This is a genomic window from Georgenia faecalis (genome assembly GCF_003710105.1).
In the GTDB taxonomy this organism is placed as follows: Bacteria; Actinomycetota; Actinomycetes; order Actinomycetales; family Actinomycetaceae; genus Georgenia_A; species Georgenia_A faecalis.
This window is the reverse complement of record NZ_CP033325.1, coordinates 525,160-541,604: the sequence shown is the minus strand read 5'-3', so window position 1 is coordinate 541,604 and position 16,445 is coordinate 525,160. Positions and strand designations below refer to the sequence as shown.

The 16,445-nt window shown below is 73.8% G+C and carries 17 protein-coding genes and 1 riboswitch; of the genes, 5 read left to right on the top strand and 12 right to left on the bottom strand.

Features of this window, described 5'->3' with window-relative positions:
* Window positions 1–8 precede the first annotated feature (8 nt).
* From EBO36_RS02265 to EBO36_RS02250, 4 genes are all read right to left on the bottom strand, one after another.
* Window positions 9–380, bottom strand: coding sequence for a hypothetical protein (locus EBO36_RS02265; protein ID WP_122823192.1), 372 nt, complete (start codon window positions 378–380; stop codon window positions 9–11).
* On the bottom strand, window positions 377–928 hold the full coding sequence (locus tag EBO36_RS02260) for a signal peptidase I (RefSeq protein ID WP_164471303.1): 552 nt from the start codon (window positions 926–928) through the stop codon (window positions 377–379). The genes EBO36_RS02265 and EBO36_RS02260 overlap by 4 nt, the downstream gene beginning before the upstream one ends.
* The gene (locus EBO36_RS02255; RefSeq protein ID WP_164471302.1) at window positions 925–2,358 is read right to left on the bottom strand and encodes an alternate-type signal peptide domain-containing protein; all 1,434 of its coding nucleotides are present in this window, start codon (window positions 2,356–2,358) and stop codon (window positions 925–927) included. The genes EBO36_RS02260 and EBO36_RS02255 overlap by 4 nt, the downstream gene beginning before the upstream one ends.
* A 77-nt stretch (window positions 2,359–2,435) precedes the next feature.
* A complete protein-coding gene (locus EBO36_RS02250) occupies window positions 2,436–3,023 on the bottom strand; it encodes an alternate-type signal peptide domain-containing protein (protein WP_122823189.1) in 588 nt (195 codons plus the stop codon).
* A 296-nt stretch (window positions 3,024–3,319) separates the two neighbouring features.
* Here EBO36_RS02250 and EBO36_RS02245 point away from each other — a divergent pair, with 296 nt between their 5' ends.
* Together EBO36_RS02245 and ddaH are read left to right on the top strand one after the other, a co-directional pair.
* The gene (locus tag EBO36_RS02245; protein WP_122823188.1) at window positions 3,320–3,577 is read left to right on the top strand and encodes a hypothetical protein; all 258 of its coding nucleotides are present in this window, start codon (window positions 3,320–3,322) and stop codon (window positions 3,575–3,577) included.
* A gap of 175 nt (window positions 3,578–3,752) precedes the next feature.
* Window positions 3,753–4,565, top strand: coding sequence for a dimethylargininase (gene ddaH / locus EBO36_RS02240; protein WP_122823187.1), 813 nt, complete (start codon window positions 3,753–3,755; stop codon window positions 4,563–4,565).
* 114 nt (window positions 4,566–4,679) lie between these two features.
* Here the strand turns inward: ddaH and EBO36_RS02235 are convergent, their stop codons facing one another.
* The 3 genes from EBO36_RS02235 to EBO36_RS02225 all read right to left on the bottom strand — a co-directional run bounded on the left by EBO36_RS02235 (window position 4,680) and on the right by EBO36_RS02225 (window position 7,890).
* Window positions 4,680–5,609 (bottom strand): universal stress protein, encoded by a 930-nt coding sequence (locus tag EBO36_RS02235; RefSeq protein ID WP_122825388.1) that lies wholly within the window; start codon window positions 5,607–5,609, stop codon window positions 4,680–4,682.
* A gap of 186 nt (window positions 5,610–5,795) precedes the next feature.
* Complete coding sequence (locus tag EBO36_RS02230) at window positions 5,796–6,596, bottom strand: C40 family peptidase (protein ID WP_342352727.1); 801 nt, start codon at window positions 6,594–6,596, stop codon at window positions 5,796–5,798.
* 108 nt (window positions 6,597–6,704) lie between these two features.
* Window positions 6,705–6,864: riboswitch (cyclic di-AMP (ydaO/yuaA leader) on the bottom strand.
* Window positions 6,865–7,188: 324 nt separating this feature from the next.
* Window positions 7,189–7,890 carry an iron-dependent transcriptional repressor DtxR gene (locus tag EBO36_RS02225; protein ID WP_122823185.1) on the bottom strand — a complete coding sequence of 234 codons (702 nt, stop codon included), beginning with the start codon at window positions 7,888–7,890 and terminating at the stop codon, window positions 7,189–7,191.
* Between the two features lie 171 nt (window positions 7,891–8,061).
* Here EBO36_RS02225 and EBO36_RS02220 point away from each other — a divergent pair, with 171 nt between their 5' ends.
* A complete protein-coding gene (locus EBO36_RS02220; protein ID WP_122823184.1) occupies window positions 8,062–9,171 on the top strand; it encodes a citrate/2-methylcitrate synthase in 1,110 nt (369 codons plus the stop codon).
* Window positions 9,172–9,240: 69 nt separating this feature from the next.
* A complete protein-coding gene (gene serC, locus EBO36_RS02215) occupies window positions 9,241–10,356 on the top strand; it encodes a phosphoserine transaminase (RefSeq protein ID WP_122823183.1) in 1,116 nt (371 codons plus the stop codon).
* Window positions 10,357–10,592: 236 nt separating this feature from the next.
* Here the strand turns inward: serC and arfB are convergent, their stop codons facing one another.
* The 5 genes from arfB to EBO36_RS02190 form a co-directional block, all read right to left on the bottom strand.
* The gene (gene arfB / locus EBO36_RS02210; protein WP_122823182.1) at window positions 10,593–11,018 is read right to left on the bottom strand and encodes an alternative ribosome rescue aminoacyl-tRNA hydrolase ArfB; all 426 of its coding nucleotides are present in this window, start codon (window positions 11,016–11,018) and stop codon (window positions 10,593–10,595) included.
* 44 nt (window positions 11,019–11,062) lie between these two features.
* Window positions 11,063–11,497, bottom strand: coding sequence for a nitroreductase family deazaflavin-dependent oxidoreductase (locus tag EBO36_RS02205; protein ID WP_122823181.1), 435 nt, complete (start codon window positions 11,495–11,497; stop codon window positions 11,063–11,065).
* 111 nt (window positions 11,498–11,608) lie between these two features.
* Window positions 11,609–13,123, bottom strand: coding sequence for an MFS transporter (locus EBO36_RS02200; RefSeq protein ID WP_122823180.1), 1,515 nt, complete (start codon window positions 13,121–13,123; stop codon window positions 11,609–11,611).
* Window positions 13,124–13,302: 179 nt separating this feature from the next.
* A complete protein-coding gene (locus tag EBO36_RS02195) occupies window positions 13,303–14,628 on the bottom strand; it encodes an MFS transporter (RefSeq protein WP_122823179.1) in 1,326 nt (441 codons plus the stop codon).
* On the bottom strand, window positions 14,625–15,089 hold the full coding sequence (locus tag EBO36_RS02190; protein ID WP_122825387.1) for a MarR family winged helix-turn-helix transcriptional regulator: 465 nt from the start codon (window positions 15,087–15,089) through the stop codon (window positions 14,625–14,627). The genes EBO36_RS02195 and EBO36_RS02190 overlap by 4 nt, the downstream gene beginning before the upstream one ends.
* A 144-nt stretch (window positions 15,090–15,233) precedes the next feature.
* On the opposite strand from EBO36_RS02190, the gene EBO36_RS02185 reads away from it, so the two are divergent.
* Entirely contained in the window at window positions 15,234–16,445 is a 1,212-nt protein-coding gene (locus EBO36_RS02185; protein WP_122823178.1) for a cobalamin-independent methionine synthase II family protein, read from the top strand.

Genomic DNA, 16,445 nt, shown 5'->3' with positions numbered 1-16,445 from the left:
GCACGAGGTTAGCGGGGCGCGACGGTGTCGAGCGCACGGGTGACCGCGGTGGCCTGCCCGAGCAGCGGGGCGACGGCGGCGCGCGCCGCGGCGGCGTCGCCGGCGCGCAGGAGGGCGGCCAGGCGCTGGGCTTCCGCGGCGAGGTGGTGGGCGCCGACCATCGTGCTGGAGGTGTGGAGGCTGAGTGCGGCGACGAACCCGTCCTCCAGGTCCCCGGTGAGAACGGCCGTCTGGAGCCGGCTGATCCGTTGCGGCAGCATCGTGGCGTACCGCTGCGCGAAGCTGCGGGTGGCGTCCGGGCCGACGTCGGCGGCGAGGGCGAGGAGCGGGCCGGGGTCGATCGTCGTGCTCCCCGCCGGGCTGCGTACGCCGGCCGTCACGCGGCGACCGCCCGCGCCGACCGGCGGCGATTCCGCGCGGCCGAGGCGAGCTGCATCGCGGCGTAGCCGAGGAGGCCGGTGGCGGCGAGGGCGACGCCCGCACCCTTCTGGTTGCCGTCGAGGACGTTGGCGGCGTAACCGGCGTAGGGCACGTGGTACCGGACGACCCCGCGGACCTGCTCGGCGCTGAGCGTCCAGGGGTCCTCCATCATCGTGGCGTCGCCGCGGGTGGTGAAGGTGACCGAGCCGTCCCCGGCGCTGGTCCGGCCGACCACCCGGTGGGTGACCAGCGTCGGGTCGTCCGCGTAGGGCATGAAGGTGATGACGTCACCGATGTGCAGGGCTACGGCGTCCGCCTCGCCCTCGATGCGGTCGACGACCACCTGGCTGCCCGTGGGGATGGTGGGGTCCATCGACCCGGTGAGCAGCGTGAGGGGCACCCAGCCCATGAGGCGAGGCAGCACGATGAGCAGCCCGGCGATCACGACGACGGCGCCGAGGACGACCCAGAGGGCGACGGTGCGGGTGCGGCGGAGGATGAGGTTCACGGCAGCGTCACCTGGGGAGTCGAGGGGTTGGGGAGGTCGGCGCGCTCGCACGAGAGGGTGCCGAGCAGGGGCCGGGTGATCTGGACGACGTCGGAGCTCTCGACGGCGTAGGGCGCCTGGCGCCCGAAGGGGTAGGCGACGACCTTGAAGCGGGCGCTGCCCATGGCCGGGATGTCGGCGACGGCGACGGCGAGGTCGCGGGTGGGGCTCGCCTTAGTCGTCAGCGCCGTCCACGCTCCCCCGGTGGACGTCTGGCGCTGGATCTCCCACTCGGTGGTCGTCGGCGCGGTGGCCCCGGACGCCCACGCCCAGGTGAGCTCGGTGTTGTTGATCCCGATGAACGCGCCGCCGGTGCAGGAGACCGTGGGCTGGGCGAACGGGACGCGGTAGGTGCTCTGCCAGGTCTGAGGCCGGGCGTTCCAGGTGGCGGGCGCCGCCGTCAGGGCGTTCACCGTGGTGGTCACCGTGAACGCGCGGCCGGCGTAGCTGCGCAGGAGGTCCGCCTCGCTGGTCGCGGGGGCGAGGTCGAGGCAGAGGGGGGTGCTGGCCCCGGCTGCGAGTGCCTGCCGGCCGTCGCCGCCGGCGACGGCGGTGATGCTCCCGTCGCGGCCCACGGTCCAGGCGCTCTGCGCGCAGCCGGCGCCCGTGCGGTAGCCCAGGCGCAGGGAGGACAGGAACGTGGTGACCTGCGCCGCGGGCACCAGTGCGGGGGTGGTGGAGGCGAGCGTGAGCGTCGGCGCCCAGCGCACACCGGCCTGGGCCGCACCGTTGCGGACCGTCGCCGTGCGCTCGGCGGTGGGGGTGACGCTGAGCGCGAGGGTGTCCATGGTGAACGTGGCGACGGCGGTGCTCGCCGCCGAGCGCCAGCCCGTGCCGCTGCTCTGCTGGAGCGTCCAGGCGAGGGACCCGGTGCGCAGCGCCGCGCCCTGGAGCTGCTCCCCCCACCGGCCGGTGGCCGGGGCGGCGGGGACGGTGAGGGTGACGACGGCGCTGACGGTGCCGCCGTCGTCCGCCCCGACGCGCCATGTCTGCGGGCCGGCGGGCGGGAGCGCCACCCCGGAGGCGTCGACGGTGACGCGGACCGGGCTGGACGCCGCAGCGAAGGAGGAGGTGTCGAGGACGAGCCGCGCGTCGAGGCCGTCACCGGCGGCGGCGACCGTGACGGCCGTGCGGACGGTGACGACGTCACCGGGGACGAGCCGCTCGCCGGCGAGCGTGCTGGTGACGTCGCGCGCCGGGGTGCCCGGCCGGGCGAGCTGGATGGTCGTCGTCGGGTCGACCAGGGCGAGCTCGCCGCTGCGGACCGCGGTGCCGGCGATGGTGGTCTCGTCGGACCAGAGGGCGTAGCTCGTGCCGGTGCCGCTGAGGAGGAGGACACCGAGGAGGGCGGTGGCGAGGGCGGCGGCGGCCTGGCGGCGGTTCGCGCGCATCGTCATCCCTCCTTGCCGAGCTGGTGCGGGTGGTGCTGGCTGCGGCCCGCGCTGTCAGGCGCGGGCCGCCGTGGAGATCAGGCTGCGGTGGGAGCGGACTGCTCGAGGACGATCTGCATGTCGGCGAGGGCGACCTGCTGGGCCTGGGCGGCCGTGAGCGTGGCGCTGTCCATCGGGAACGCCACCGTCACGGTGACGTCGACGGGCTCGTCGTAGATCCCGGGCGTGACCGCGTCGTCGACGACGACGACGCCGCCGGTGTTGGCGACGGTGCCGACCGTGAGGGTGACGTCGAGGGCCGCGAGCAGCTCAGCGGCGTCCGCGTCGGCGGTGAGCTCGGGGAGGTTGGTGCGCAGCTCGCCCGTGAGGCCGTTGCCCTCGGCGGTGATGGTGATCGTGTCGGTGTAGGTGAGGACCGAGCCGGGGATCATCTGGTAGGTGGCGAGGTCGACCACGTTGCCCGCGGTGTCCGTCCAGGCGCCGCCCGCGGCCTCGAGGGCGAGCGTGCCGGAGGAGATCGTCCCGCCGGAGATGACCTCGTCGTCGTACCACGAGGCGAACGAGCCGCCACCCGCCGCGAGAAGCGCGACGGCCACCGCGCCGGCCGCGATGGCCTTGGTGGCCTTGCGGCCGGAGGTGGAGCGCTGAGCGACGTGAGCGGACATGGTGACTCCTGTGATCGAGAGGGTGGGCGTTGCTGCCAACAGGAGTGATCCTGCGCGGGCCACCTCAGCGTGAGGTTCAGGCAGCCGCGGGCCTCCCTCAGGTTCGGCGCAAGATCGGCGCAGGTTTCCCCGGGGCGCAGGTCACTTCCCCGTGGGCGCCGGTCCTCTCTTTTCCTCAGGCCCGCGAATCCTCGGGCGATCCGACGCCGAAATCATGCGGAACCGGTGACGAACCAAGATCATTTCGACTGACCCTGCCGGTCCGGCACGGGCGCACACCAATGCGAAGGAGCGTCATGGCACAGAACCAGCTGGGAAACAGCGGCGTCGGCACGGGGAACGGGGGCTCGAACGTCCTGTCGATCGTGTCGTTCCCGCTGTCGGCGATCGCGATCCTCTTCTTCCCGATCATCTTCGGGGTCGTCGCCATCATCCTCGCCGCTGTGGGGCTCGCGCGGAAGGAGCGCCTGGCGAAGATCGCGCTCGTCGTCGCCATCGCCGCAACCGTCACCGGCATGCTCCTGGGGGCCATGGCGGTGAGCGCGGTCAGCTGACGCCGCCGTCGACGCCGGCGACGGGCCGGGCCCAGCACGGCCGCTGGGCCCGGCCCGGCCTCGGCGTCTGCATCGTCACAGCGCGCTCGTGCGGCCCGGCGCCACCAGGCTGCGTAGGCTACTGGGGGCCCAACCCCCTGTCGGGGCGGTCCACTTCCCCAAGGAAAGGTTTGGCATGCCCGTCACCCGCGATGCGCGGCCCCGCCGTTATCTCATGTGCCCGCCGACCTATTTCACGGTCGCGTACGAGATCAACCCGTGGATGCACCAGGACGTCCCCACCGACACGGAGCTTGCCGTGCGCCAGTGGGAAGAGCTGAAGAAGACCTACGACGAGCTCGGCCACGAGGTCGAGCTCATCGAGCCGATCCCCGGCCTGCCGGACATGGTCTACGCCGCCAACGGAGCGGTCATGGGCGACGGCGTCGTCTACTCGGCGAAGTTCACCTACCCCCAGCGCCAGCCCGAGGGCCCGGCGTACGAGAAGTGGTTCGCCGACGCCGGGTTCCCCACGGTCACCGCGACGGAGATCAACGAGGGCGAGGGCGACATCCTCACCGTCGGCGAGCTGGTGTTCGCCGGCACGGGGTTCCGCACGTCTCTCGCGTCCCACCTCGAGCTGCAGGAGGCGATCGGCAAGCCGGTCATCTCCATGCACCTCGTCGACCCGCGGTTCTACCACCTCGACACCGCGATGATGGTGCTGTCCGACGACGACATCGCCTACTACCCGGAGGCGTTCTCGGACGGCAGCCGGCGCGTGCTCGAGCGCCTGTTCCCGGACGCGCTCATCGCCACCGAGGCCGACGCGGAGGTCCTCGGCCTCAACGGCGTGAGCGACGGCAAGAACGTCATCCACAACCCGCGCGCGACCGCCCTCGCCGCGGCGCTCGCCGAGCGGGGCTACAACCCGATCGGGATCGACACGTCCGAGCTGCTCAAGGGCGGCGGCGGCGCCAAGTGCTGCACGCTGGAGATCCGCGCCTGACCCACGCTCGTACGGCGGCCCGGTAGCAGCCCCTCGGGGCTGGTGCCGGGCCGTCATCGTTGGTGAGGGGCGGCTCCACTCGGGCGTGCCCGTTCGCCACTCGGGCGCGGCGGTCTAGCGCCGCGCCCAGGGGACGTGGCTGGGCGGCGTGCCCTCGTCGCCGCAGCGCGCGGGGACGACGAGCACCGGGCACGCGGTGTGGTGAAGCAGCGCCTGGCTGGTCGAGCCGAGCAGGAGCCCGGCGAACCCGCCGCGGCCCCGCGAGCCGACGACGACGAGGTCGACGGCCGTGGAGAACTCCGCGAGCAGCGCCGCGGCGTTGCCGTCGAGCGCGTGCTGGCTGATCGCGACGTCGCGCCCGTCCACGGCTCGCTCCACCGCCACGCTCAACCCCTCGCGCACGTCAGCGAGCACCTCGTCGCGGTCCACGGCGGCGGGCAGCCACGCGAGCGACCCCACTCCCCCGCCGATCGGCACGGTGGCCACGGCGGTGAGGTGGGCACCCCAGGTGATCGCCTCGTCGACGGCACGACGCAGCGCCACCTTGGCGGACTCGGAGCCGTCGACGCCGACGACCATGCGCTTGACGGGGGTGAACCCGCGCTCGTTGCCCTCGTGCCACGGCACGACGACGGTCGGGCAGTGGGCGTGCGCCGGGAGGGCGGAGGACACGGTCCCGAGCAGGCGGTCGGCGAACCCGCCGCCGCCTCGGGTGCCGACGACGGCCATCGTCGCCTGCTTGGAGAGCTCGACCAGCACCCCGGCCGGGTCCCCCGTCTCCAGGGAGGTGGTCACCGGCAGGCCGTTGCCCGTCCGGGCCGTCGCCTCGTCGAGGACGGCCTGGGCGCCCTGGCGGATCGCCGTGTCGTCGATCGCGGCGAAGCCGCCGTCGAGGGAGGCCACGGTGAACGAGGGGACGGCGTAGGCGCACACGATGTGCAGCCCCCAGCCTCGCGCGCGGGCCTCGGCGGCGGCCCAGTCGACGGCCGCGAGGCTCGCATCGGACCCGTCGACCCCTACGAGGATGACGTTCTCCCGGGACATGGTCACCACCTCCGGCTCAGCGTTTCTCTCTCCATTGTGGTCCATCCGGGGAGCAGCGGGAGCGCGTCGGGGAGACGGAGGTGGGCCGACGGCGGGCGCCGGTCCGCGACGCCCGGCCCGGCTCCGGGCACGACGACGGCCCGCACCGGGGGGGTTGGTGCGGGCCGTCGAGCGGGGGTGGTGGGCTCAGCCCACCCGGACGAACGTCGGGTTCGACTTGTAGATCGGACGCGCGGAGAGCGGGTTGCCGACGCTGTGGGCGGCGATGTACTGCCCGTTGCCGAGGTAGATGCCGACGTGACCGGGCCACCACACGAGGTCACCGGCGCGGGCCTCCGAGGCGGAGACGACGGTGCCGGCGTTGCGCTGCGCGCTGCTCGAGCGGGGCAGGTTGATGCCCACCTGCGCGTAGACGTAGGAGGTGAAGCCGGAGCAGTCGAAACCGGCCGGGGTCGTGCCGCCCCAGACGTAGGGGGTGCCGACGTAGCGGTAGGCGATGTCGACGACCGAACCGCCGGAGTAGCTCTGCGCGGGAGCGGCAGCGGGGGCGGCAGCGGCCGGTGCGGCGGCCTCGGCGGCGGCGGGAGCCTGAGCGGCGGCAACCTCCTCACGAGCACCGGAGCGCGAGGCGGTGGCCTCGGTACGCGCCTCGGTGGCCGCGGCAGCAGCGGCAGCCTCGGCCGCGGCCTGGGCCTCGGCCTCCGCCTGCGCGGCGGCCTCGGCGGCGGCGATCTCCTCGACGCGCTCGGCGATCGGGTCGGCCTCGGCCGTCGTCTTCGGCGGGGTCGCGACGACCTGGGCGGGCTCGACGGTCCACTCGACGTCGGCCGGGACGGCCACGGTCGGGGAGGTCAGCGCCGTGCGGGCCTGCGCGGAGAGGGACGTGACGTCCACCTGGGGCAGCGCGGACGTGGTGCTGTCCGGGGCTGCGATAGCGGTGCTGGCGGCCATGGTGAGGGCGAGGCCGGACGATGCCGCCACCGCCATGCTGCGGCGAGCGGCCGGACCGGCGATGGCCTGGCCGAACGAGCTGAGCGGGGTCGAGGGGCGACGGGCGGCACGGTGGCGCGCGCGAGTGGAGCTAACGGTCAAGACGGAGCCTCTCCTGCTGCCTGCGAGGTGAGCTGTCGGGTGCGGGTGGGAGTGTTCACCCGGCGTGAGCCGCTGACGCGGACCGCGCTTTACCCCTAGGGGCCGACCGGAGCCGACCGCCACATGTGGTTCCCCCGTCCCTGCCGACGGACTGTTTTTGGGACCTCGGGCGGCGGCAGGGTTCGGCATCCGTCCGGGGGCTTGCCGATGGAGGGTTCGGCGAGCGTTCGCGACACTATCCGAAGGTCGATCCGAATGTCACGTTACGGTCACGGAGGTGTGGGGGGTGTGTCGCAGGTCACGTCGGTGGACAACCCGAGATCCGCAGCATCCCGCGGTTCCCGGCAATTCGACGCACAACCGCTTCACCATCGACTCATGTCTTGACCGCGACCCTTGTCGCCGACCTGCGGCCCTCGCGGTGCGCGGGTGGCCCGGACACCGCGTCCGCCCCCCCTGCGCACCAGAGAAAGGGAGGGGAAACCCCTCAGGCGTCGACGAAGAGGTGGCGCGCGACGTCGTCGGGCAGGTCGAGCACGAGGTGGGAGGTCCGCGCCCGGACGGAGACGACCTGGGTGCCGCGCTGGACGAGGAGCTCGGCGCCCGGCCGGACACCGGCCTCGGCGAGCCGGGCGAGCAGCTCGACGTCGACCTGGAGCGGCTCACCGATCCGCCGCAGGGTGAGCGGCGCGTCGCGCTCCGCCGGGCTCGGCTGGCTCGCCGCCTCCAGCAGGTTCCGCACGGGCGCCGGCTCCTCGGCGAGCGGCGCCTCCCCCAGGTCGCCGAGGCCCGGGATGGGGTTGCCGTACGGGTCGTGGTGCGGATGGTCGAGCAGCGCGACGAGGCGCTGCTCGACGCGCTCGCTCATGACGTGCTCCCAGCGGCACGCCTCCTCGTGGACGTACTGCCAGTCCAGGCCGACGACGTCGGTGAGGAGCCGCTCGGCGAGGCGGTGCTTGCGCATGACCATCGTCGCCCGGGTGCGGCCGACGTCCGTCAGCTCGAGCCGGCGGCCGTCGGCGAGCAGGAGGAGACCGTCCCGCTCGAGCCTTGCGACGGTCTGCGAGACGGTGGGGCCCGAGTGCCCCAGCCGCTCCGCGATGCGCGCGCGCATGGGGATGACGCCTTCCTCCTCGAGCTCGTACACCGTCTTGAGGTACATCTCGGTGGTGTCGATGAGGTCGCCCATGCTGGTTGCTCTCCCGTCCTCGCGCCTGATCAGCAAGGATAGGACCCCCGGCCCTGCGCCGGTTCCGCACGCCGACGCGATCTCCGCCTCAGCGCGGGGCGCGCGGTGCCCGCCATCCACGACCCGGCCCGGCCCGGCCCGGGGCACGTGTGACGGATACCATCTGCGGTGATGACCGATGACCAGGTCCGGCCCACCGGTGAGCCGGCCCCCGCGGCATGGCCGGCGTTCGCCGCCGACCCGTCGATCTTCGCCCGGCGGCCTGACGGCAGCGTGCACTACCGCGGGCGCTCGCTCACGACGCTCGTGGGCCAGCACTTCGAGCAGGTGTGGGGGCTCCTCGTCGACGGCACCCTCGCGCCGGCGCTCCCGCCGACCGAACCCTTCCGGCTCCCCGTGCGAACCGGCGACGTGCGGGTGGACGTCCAGAGCGCCCTCGCCCAGCTGACCCCCGTGTGGTCGTTCCGTCCCCTCCTCGACATCTCTGCCGCACAGGCGCGCGACGACCTTGCCCGCGCCAGCGTGCTCGCCCTCTCCTTCGTCGCGCAGTCGGCGCGGGGCCAGGACCTGCCCGCCGTCCCCCAGAGCGAGGTGGAGGCCGGGCGGACCGCGGCCGAGCGGTTCCTCATCCGCTGGCGGGGCGAGGCCCACCCCGACAAGGCCGCTGCCCTCGACGCCCTGTGGATCGCGCTGGCGGAGGACGGCCTCACACCGTCGACGCGCGTGGCACGCCTGGTCGCCAGCACGGGAGCCGACGTCGCCGCCTGCCTCTCGGGAGCGGTCGCCGCCGTCGGCGGTCCGCTCAGCGGGGGCGCCTCGGCCCGGTCCGTCGCCGTCGTCCGGGCGGCGCACGCGAGCGGGGACGCCCGGGGCGCCGTGCGCGACGCCCTGGGCGACCGCCGCTTCCTGCCCGGGTTCGAGATCGGCCCGCTACCGGGGGCGCCGACACCGCCCGGGGCCGAGCCGCCGGCGGGGCGGGCTGCTGGCACCGACGTTCGGGCTTCCCTCATGCACCAGGTCTGCGCGCAGCTCGAGGTGCCGCTGCTCGACGCGGCGGAGGCCGTCGAGCGCGCGGCCGTCGCCGAGCTCGGCGACCGCGGACAGACGGCCGCGGCCAGCACCACGTTCTGGGCCGCCGTCCTCCTCGACTACGCCACGGTGGCCCCGCGCCTGTTCAACGCCATGTTCATCTGCGGGCGCACGGCCGGGTGGTCCGCCCATGTCCTCGACGTCCAGCGTGCGCTGCACGTGCCGGGAGCGCCCGCCGGTCGCGCCTCGTGACCGGGCGCGCGAGGCCCGGCGGCTGACCGCCGGCCGACGCGGCGCGAGCGCGGTGGCAGGATCGACGCCATGAGCGACGCGACGCTGACGATCCCCCCGGAGCTCCTCCCCGCCGATGGCCGGTTCGGCTGCGGCCCCAGCAAGGTGCGCCCGTCGCACCTCGACGCGCTCGCCGCCGTCGGCTCCACGCTCATGGGGACCTCGCACCGCCAGGCACCCGTCCGCTCCCTCGTCGGGCGCGTCCGCGAGGGGGTCGCCGCGCTGCTCGGGGCCCCGGACGGCTACGAGGTCGTCCTCGGCAACGGCGGCTCGACGGCGTTCTGGGACGCGGCGACCCTCGGCCTCGTCCGCAGCCGCGCCCGGCACGCCGCCTTCGGTGAGTTCGGTGCGAAGTTCGCCGCCGGCACCGCCCGCGCGCCGTTCCTTGAGCCGTCCGACATCGTCACCGCCGAGCCCGGCAGCCTCGCCGTCCTCGACTCCGCGGCCGGCGTCGACGTCTGCGCCTGGCCCCAGAACGAGACGTCCACGGGGGTGGTCTCCCCTGTCCGTCGCCTCGACGGCGACGCGCTCATGCTCGTCGACGCCACGTCCGCGGCGGGCGGCGTCGAGGTCGACCTCGCGCAGACCGACGCCTACTACTTCGCGCCGCAGAAGAACTTCGCGTCCGACGGCGGCCTCTGGCTCGCCGTCCTCTCCCCCGCCGCCGTCGCGCGCGTCGAGGAGATCGCGGCGACAGACCGGTGGATCCCCGACTTCCTCTCGCTGAGCGCGGCGGTGGAGAACTCGCGCAAGGACCAGACGCTCAACACCCCGGCGATCGCGACGCTCGTCCTCCTCGCCGAGCAGCTCGACTGGATGAACGACAACGGCGGCCTGCCGTGGGCGACGGCGCGCACGGCGACCTCCTCGGGGCTGCTCTACTCGTGGGCCGAGGCACGCGAGTGGGCGACGCCGTTCGTCAGCGTGCCGGGGCAGCGGTCCCCCGTCGTGGGGACGGTCGACTTCGACGCCGCCATCGACGCGACCGCCGTGACGCGCGCGCTGCGGGAGAACGGGGTCGTCGACGTCGAGCCGTACCGCAAGCTCGGCCGCAACCAGATCCGCGTGGGGATGTTCCCGGCGGTCGACCCGGCGGACGTCGAGGCGCTCACGGCGTGCGTCGACTACGTCGTCGAGCACCTCTGACCGCCCCCGGCCCCTCTCCCCACCCTCGCCCGTCCTAGCCCCCTCTCCCTGGTGATCGTGCAGAAACGCTGACCCCGGGGCCGTCTTCACGTGATCTTGCGGAAACGCTGACTCCGGGCCTGTTCGCGCGCCAGTGGGTGAGGTCGCAGTGCTCATAGCGCTGGGATGTCACCCATAGGCGGCGTTGCGGGCCAGAGGGGCAGGCGCTCCGCAGGTGCGCCAGCGGGACCAGGGGGTCAGTCGCTGGGCGGGCGGCGCAGCCGCTTGGTCTCCCCGCGCAGCTTCTTGCCCTCGAGCCGGCGGCGGGTGGAGCCCCGGGTCGGGCGGGTCGCGCGGCGCTGCCGGGGCGGCGGCGCCAGCGCCGCCCGCAGGGCGTTGACCAGCCGCTCCGTCGCGGCCCGGCGGTTCGCCAGCTGCGAGCGGTGCTCGGACGCCGTGATGGTGAGGACGCCGTCGACGAGCCGACCCTCGAGGGCAGCGAGCGCCCGCTCGCGCTGGCGGTCGTCGAGCGCGCCGGTGCGGGCGACGTCGAGGCTGAGCTCCACCCGGGAGTCCGTGGTGTTGACCCCCTGGCCCCCAGGTCCGCTGGCGCGCGAGAACCGCCACCGCAGCTCGCCGGGGTCGAGCGAGACACCCGCCGTCACCCTGAGCCGATCGTCCACGCCCCTAGTGTCGCGCGGCGGGCGCCCGGGCGGCGTCGGCGGCGTCAGGCCGGGGTGAGCAGGAAGACCGGGATGAGCCGCGTCGTCTTGAGGGCGTAGTCCGCGTACGGCGGGTAGGCCGCGACGGCGCGCTCCCACCACACCTCGCGCTCCTCGCCGCTGAGCTCGCGGGCGACGACGTCCACCCGGCGGGCGCCGTCCTGCAGCGTCGCCTCGGGGTGCGCGACGAGGTTGTGGTACCAGACGGGATGCACCGGCGCGCCGCCCAGAGAGGCGACGACGGCGTACTCGCCGCCGTACTCGACGCGCATGAGCGGGGTCTTGCGGATCTTTCCGGTGCGCGCGCCGACGGTCGTGAGCACGACGATGGGATACCCCGCCAGGGTGTTCGCGCGCGCGCCGTCGGACGCCTCGTACTCCTCGGCCTGCGTGCGCGCCCGCTTGAACGGGCTGGGGGCGTACTCACCGTGCAGTGGCATGGCGCCATTGAACCGCAGGCCGCCGATGACGGCACGGGCACCTGCGGGGATGGCAGCGAGGGCCGGCCGCGCGAGGGGCGCACGGCGGCGGCGCAGACCCCCGCCGTCGGGTCAGCGGGCGGTGCGCAGGGCCCGCAGCGCGATCCAGGCCGCCACGAGCATGAGCACCACGCCGATCGCCGAGGTGAGGGTGACGCCGGAGTCGAAGGCGTGGCGCGCAGAGTCGAGGAGCGCCTCGGCGGTCTCTCCGGGCAGGCGGGTAGCCGCGTCGGTCGCCCCGCCGAGGGTCTCCCGGGCCGCGTCGGCGTCGGCCCCGGGGACGCCGTCGGGGACGACGACGTTCCCCCGGTACACCGCCGTGAGGATGCTGCCGAGCACGGCGGTCCCCAGCACCGACCCCACCTCGTACGCCGTCTCGGAGATGGCCGATGCCGCCCCCGACTTCGCCGCCGGGACGCTGGCGAGGATGAGGTCGTTGGAGATCGTCTCCGCCGACCCCGCCCCCGCGCCGAGGATGGCGAAGGCGATGAGCAGCCCGAGGTCCGATCCGGCCTGGCCGGAGACGAGGACGACGCCGTAGCCGAGGGCGTTGAGCAGCAGCCCGGTCGCCACCACCCGGGAGGGGCGCACGCGCCGCACGATCGGCACCACCGCCAGCCCCGCGATCACGGTGACGGCCAGCCCGGGCAGGAGGACGAGACCGGCCTCCATGGGGCTGCGGCCGCTGACCAGCTGGAGGTGCTGGGAGATGAAGAAGAGGAACCCGACGAGGGAGAAGACGCTGAGCAGGTTCGCCGCGACCGCCCCGCTGAAGACGGGGTTGGTGAACAGCCGCACGTCGAGCATGGGCACCGGCCGGCGCAGCTGGCGCCGGACGAAGGCGATCCCGACGACGCCGCCGAGCACGATCGGCGCGAGGGCGTCGACGCCCCAGCCGGACTCGGCGAAGGTCTTGATGCCGTAGACCAGCGGGACCATGGTGCCCAGGGACAGGACGATGCTCAGCGGGTCGAGGGGTCCCGGCGCGGGGTCGCGGGACTCGGGCACGAGGAACGGGCCGAGCACGAGCAGCGGGACGAGCACCGGGACCGCCAGGAGGAAGACCGACCCCCACCAGAAGTGCTCGAGGAGGAACCCGCCGACGATCGGGCCGAGGGCGGCGCCGCCGGAGAAGCCGGCCGCCCACACCGCGATGGCCGTCCGCCGCTCGGTGGGGTCGGTGAAGATGTTGCGGATGAGCGAGAGCGTCGCCGGCATGAGCATGGCGCCGAAGAAGCCCAGCGCGGCGCGGGCGCCGATGAGCGCCTCGGCGGTCGGGGCGAACGCCGCCACCGCGGAGACGACGGCGAAGCCGGTGCTGCCGATGAGGAGCAGCCGACGGCGGCCGATCCGGTCACCGAGGCTTCCCATGGGGACGAGCAGGCCCGCGAGGACCAACGGGTAGACGTCGACGATCCACAGCAGCTCGGTGCCGGTGGGGCGCAGCACCTCGGAGAAGGCCGGGACGGCGAAGCTCAGGACCGTGTTGTCCACCGCGACGAGCAGCACGGGCAGCATGAGGACCGCCAGGGCCGCCCACCGGCGGGTACGGGTGGTGGCGGGCGAGTCGACGGACGGGGTGGTCATGCGGTGCTCCTGCGGTGGACGAACGGTGGTGACGCCGGCTCGAGGGGCGCGTCGTCGGCGAGCAGCACACGTGTGCTGCGGTGCGGTCGGCGGGGAGGCGGCGACGCGATGGCCGACGGAGGGCAGCCAGCGGTTGAGCGCCGGGCGCAACAGCCGCGCGGCCGCGCCTCACCGGCCGGTCAGGCGGTCTGCGAGGCCTGGCCCGCGGACTGCGCGCCCAGCGCGTCCCGCGCCCGCCCGTGCCGCTCACCGGGGCCCTCGACGACGAGGTGCGGGCGGGGCCGCATCTCGTAGTGCACCTCGACGTGCCAGTTCCGCTTGGTCCAGAGGGCGGCCCCCGCCGCGACGAGGATCGCCGCGATGGAGCCGACGCCGATGGACCACCGCGCGCCGAACACCTCGGACACCCACCCGACGACCGGCGCGCCGATGGGCGTCGAGCCGAGGAGCACCATCATGTACAGGCTCATCACGCGCCCCCGCATGGCCGGCTCGGTCGACATCTGGATGACCGTGTTGGCGGCCGTGAGCATCGTGAGCGAGGAGAAGCCGACGAGGATGGTCGAGGCGGCGTAGAGCTCGTAGGACGGCATGAGCGCCATGACGCCGGAGGTCACCCCGAAGGCGAACGCCGCGGTGATGACGAGCCGGACCCGGGGGTGCTGCCGCCGGGCCGCCATGAGCGCGCCGGCGAGCGAGCCGATCGCCATGATCGACCCGAGCGCGCCGTACCCGCCGGCGCCCTGGTCGAACACCTCGCGGGCCATGACGGCGCTGGTGAGCTGGAAGTTGAGGCCGAGCGCCGAGACGACGCCCATGACGAGCATGATGACGACGAGGTCGGAACGGTGCCGCACGTAGGCGAGCCCGGCGCGCACCTGCCCCTTCGCCCGGCTCGAGTGCGGCAGCTCGTGGAGCTCGTTCCGGCGCATGAGCGTGAGCGAGAAGATCGTCGCCCCGAAGCTGAGGCCGTTGAGGATGAACGCCCAGCCGGGGCCGAACGCCGCGATGAGGAGGCCGGCCAGGCCGGGGCCGATGAGGCGCGCGGCGTTGAAGGAGGTGGAGTTGAGGCCGACGGCATTGGGCAGGTTCGACGGCGGCACCATCTCCGCGACGAAGGTCTGGCGCACCGGGTTGTCGAACGCCGTCACCACGCCCAGCGCCAGCGCGAAGAGGTAGACGTGCCAGAGCACGACGACGTCGGTGAGCACGAGGACACCGAGGCCGACGGCGAGCAGCGCCAGCGCCGACTGCGTGGCGATGAGCATCTTGCGGCGCGGCAGCCGGTCGGCGAGCAGGCCGGCGTAGGGGCCGATGAGCAACGTCGGGAGGAACTGCAGCGCGGTGACGATACCGACGGCGAGGCCGGAGTCGTCGGACAGGACGGTGAGGACCAGCCAGTCCTGGGCGACGCGCTGCATCCACGTCCCGATGTTCGCCACCAACGCGCCGGCGAACCACAGGCGGTAGTTGAAGAACTTCAGGGAGTGGAACGTGGACCTCACTGACTAGCCATCTCCTTGAGGATGTCTACGGCACGGGAGAGGACAGCGCGGTCCTCGGGACTGAGGGCGGCGAGCCGCCTGCTGACCCACGCGCTGCGGCGTCGCCGGGTCTCGCGGACCACCTCTGCACCGGCGGGGGTGAGCTCGATGAGCACCTGGCGGCCGTCGGAGGGGTGGTCGTTCCGGGCCACGAGGCCGGCCTGCTCGAGCCCGGCGATCGTTCGCGTCATCGACGGCGGCTGGACGCCGTCCCGCTCGGCGAGCGCACGGGGGGTCATGGCGCCCTGGGCCGAGAGCCCGGAGAGGACGCAGTACTGGGACTCGCTGACGTCGGCCGCGCTGGACTCGGACCGGATCCGCCGGGACAGCCGGAGGATCGTCATGCGCAGCTCGGTGGCGAGGTCGGGCCGGCCCTTGCGGCTCGCCGGAGGCACAGCGGGTGCAGGCGAGAGGGTGGGCATGGCCACATTCTACGTCGTTAGTTGCGCTAACGAAATAGGTGGCGGGTGTGGGCCGGGACACCCCCACCCGCGAGACGCCCGGCCGCCGCCGTTCTGCCGGTGCGAGGATGCGGCTGCCCAAGCACAGACCAGACGGAGAGGGCCATGCTCACCAGCGCCGACCGCATCCAGACCACCCACGCCGGGAGCCTGCCCCGCACCCCGGCGCTCCTCGACGCCAACGCCGACCGCGCCCGCGGGGAGGAGCCCGAGGGCTTCACCGACCTGCTGGCCGCAGAGGTCGGCGACCTCGTCCAGCGCCAGACCGACGCCGGCATCACCGTCGTCGGCGACGGCGAGTACGGCAAGGCGATGAGCTCCGCCGTCGACTACGGCGCCTGGTGGTCCTACTCCTTCGCCCGCACCGGCGGGCTCACCCTGGACACCGACTCCTCGTGGGCCGTCGACCAGCACCTCTCGGCCCCCGGCGACGTCCGCCTCACCGGTTTCCTCCACCGCCGCGACCGACAGCGGTTCGCCGAGGCCTACGCCGACCCGACGTCGGGCATCTACACGGGCGGCGGCGACGGCCCCCAGTTCCCCGCGTGCACCGGCCCGCTCACCTACACCGGCCAGGCAGCCATCGCGTCCGACATCGCCAACCTCAAGGCCGCGCTGACGCGGACCGGGGCCCAGGAGGGCTTCCTCACCGCGATCGCCCCGGGCAGCGCCTCGCGCATCGCCAACCGCTTCTACGCCACGGACGAGGAGTACCTCTTCGCGTGGGCCGACGCCCTCCGCGAGGAGTACACGGCGATCATCGACGCCGGCCTCGTCCTGCAGATCGACGACCCGTCGATCGCCGAGAACTTCGACCAGATCGAGCCGGAGCCGAGCGTCGAGGACTACGTCGCGTTCACCCGGCTGCGCGTCGAGGCGCTCAACCACGCCCTGCGTGGCCTGCCTGAGGACCGGATCCGCTTCCACCTGTGCTGGGGCAGCTGGCACGGCCCCCACACGACCGACCTGCCGATGGCGGACATCGTCTCCACGATGCTCCAGGTCAACGCCGGCGCGTACTCCTTCGAGGCGGGCAACGTCCGCCACGAGCACGAGTGGCGCGTGTGGGACGACGTCGCCCTGCCCAAGGGCAAGCTCCTCCTGCCGGGCGTGGTCTCCCACGCGACGAACGTCGTCGAGCACCCCGAGCTCGTCGCCGACCGCATCGAGCGCTTCGCCCGCCGGGTGGGTCGGGAGAACGTCCTCGCGTCCACCGACTGCGGCCTCGGCGGGCGCATCCACCCGCAGATCGCCTGGGCCAAGCTCGAGGCGCTGTCGCAGGGCGCGGAGATCGCCACGCGGCGTCTGTGGTCCTAG

Bases quoted from the DNA above. Each gene is read 5' to 3' on its own strand.
- ddaH (WP_122823187.1), top strand. From the start codon at position 3,753: ATGCCCGTCACCCGCGATGCGCGGCCCCGCCGTTATCTCATGTGCCCG.
- EBO36_RS02255 (WP_164471302.1), bottom strand. From the start codon at position 2,358: ATGCGCGCGAACCGCCGCCAGGCCGCCGCCGCCCTCGCCACCGCCCTC.
- EBO36_RS02250 (WP_122823189.1), bottom strand. From the start codon at position 3,023: ATGTCCGCTCACGTCGCTCAGCGCTCCACCTCCGGCCGCAAGGCCACC.
- EBO36_RS02245 (WP_122823188.1), top strand. From the start codon at position 3,320: ATGGCACAGAACCAGCTGGGAAACAGCGGCGTCGGCACGGGGAACGGG.
- serC (WP_122823183.1), top strand. From the start codon at position 9,241: ATGAGCGACGCGACGCTGACGATCCCCCCGGAGCTCCTCCCCGCCGAT.
- EBO36_RS02220 (WP_122823184.1), top strand. From the start codon at position 8,062: ATGACCGATGACCAGGTCCGGCCCACCGGTGAGCCGGCCCCCGCGGCA.
- EBO36_RS02190 (WP_122825387.1), bottom strand. From the start codon at position 15,089: ATGCCCACCCTCTCGCCTGCACCCGCTGTGCCTCCGGCGAGCCGCAAG.
- EBO36_RS02230 (WP_342352727.1), bottom strand. From the start codon at position 6,596: ATGGCGGTGGCGGCATCGTCCGGCCTCGCCCTCACCATGGCCGCCAGC.
- EBO36_RS02235 (WP_122825388.1), bottom strand. From the start codon at position 5,609: ATGTCCCGGGAGAACGTCATCCTCGTAGGGGTCGACGGGTCCGATGCG.
- EBO36_RS02205 (WP_122823181.1), bottom strand. From the start codon at position 11,497: ATGCCACTGCACGGTGAGTACGCCCCCAGCCCGTTCAAGCGGGCGCGC.
- EBO36_RS02185 (WP_122823178.1), top strand. From the start codon at position 15,234: ATGCTCACCAGCGCCGACCGCATCCAGACCACCCACGCCGGGAGCCTG.
- EBO36_RS02225 (WP_122823185.1), bottom strand. From the start codon at position 7,890: ATGGGCGACCTCATCGACACCACCGAGATGTACCTCAAGACGGTGTAC.
- EBO36_RS02200 (WP_122823180.1), bottom strand. From the start codon at position 13,123: ATGACCACCCCGTCCGTCGACTCGCCCGCCACCACCCGTACCCGCCGG.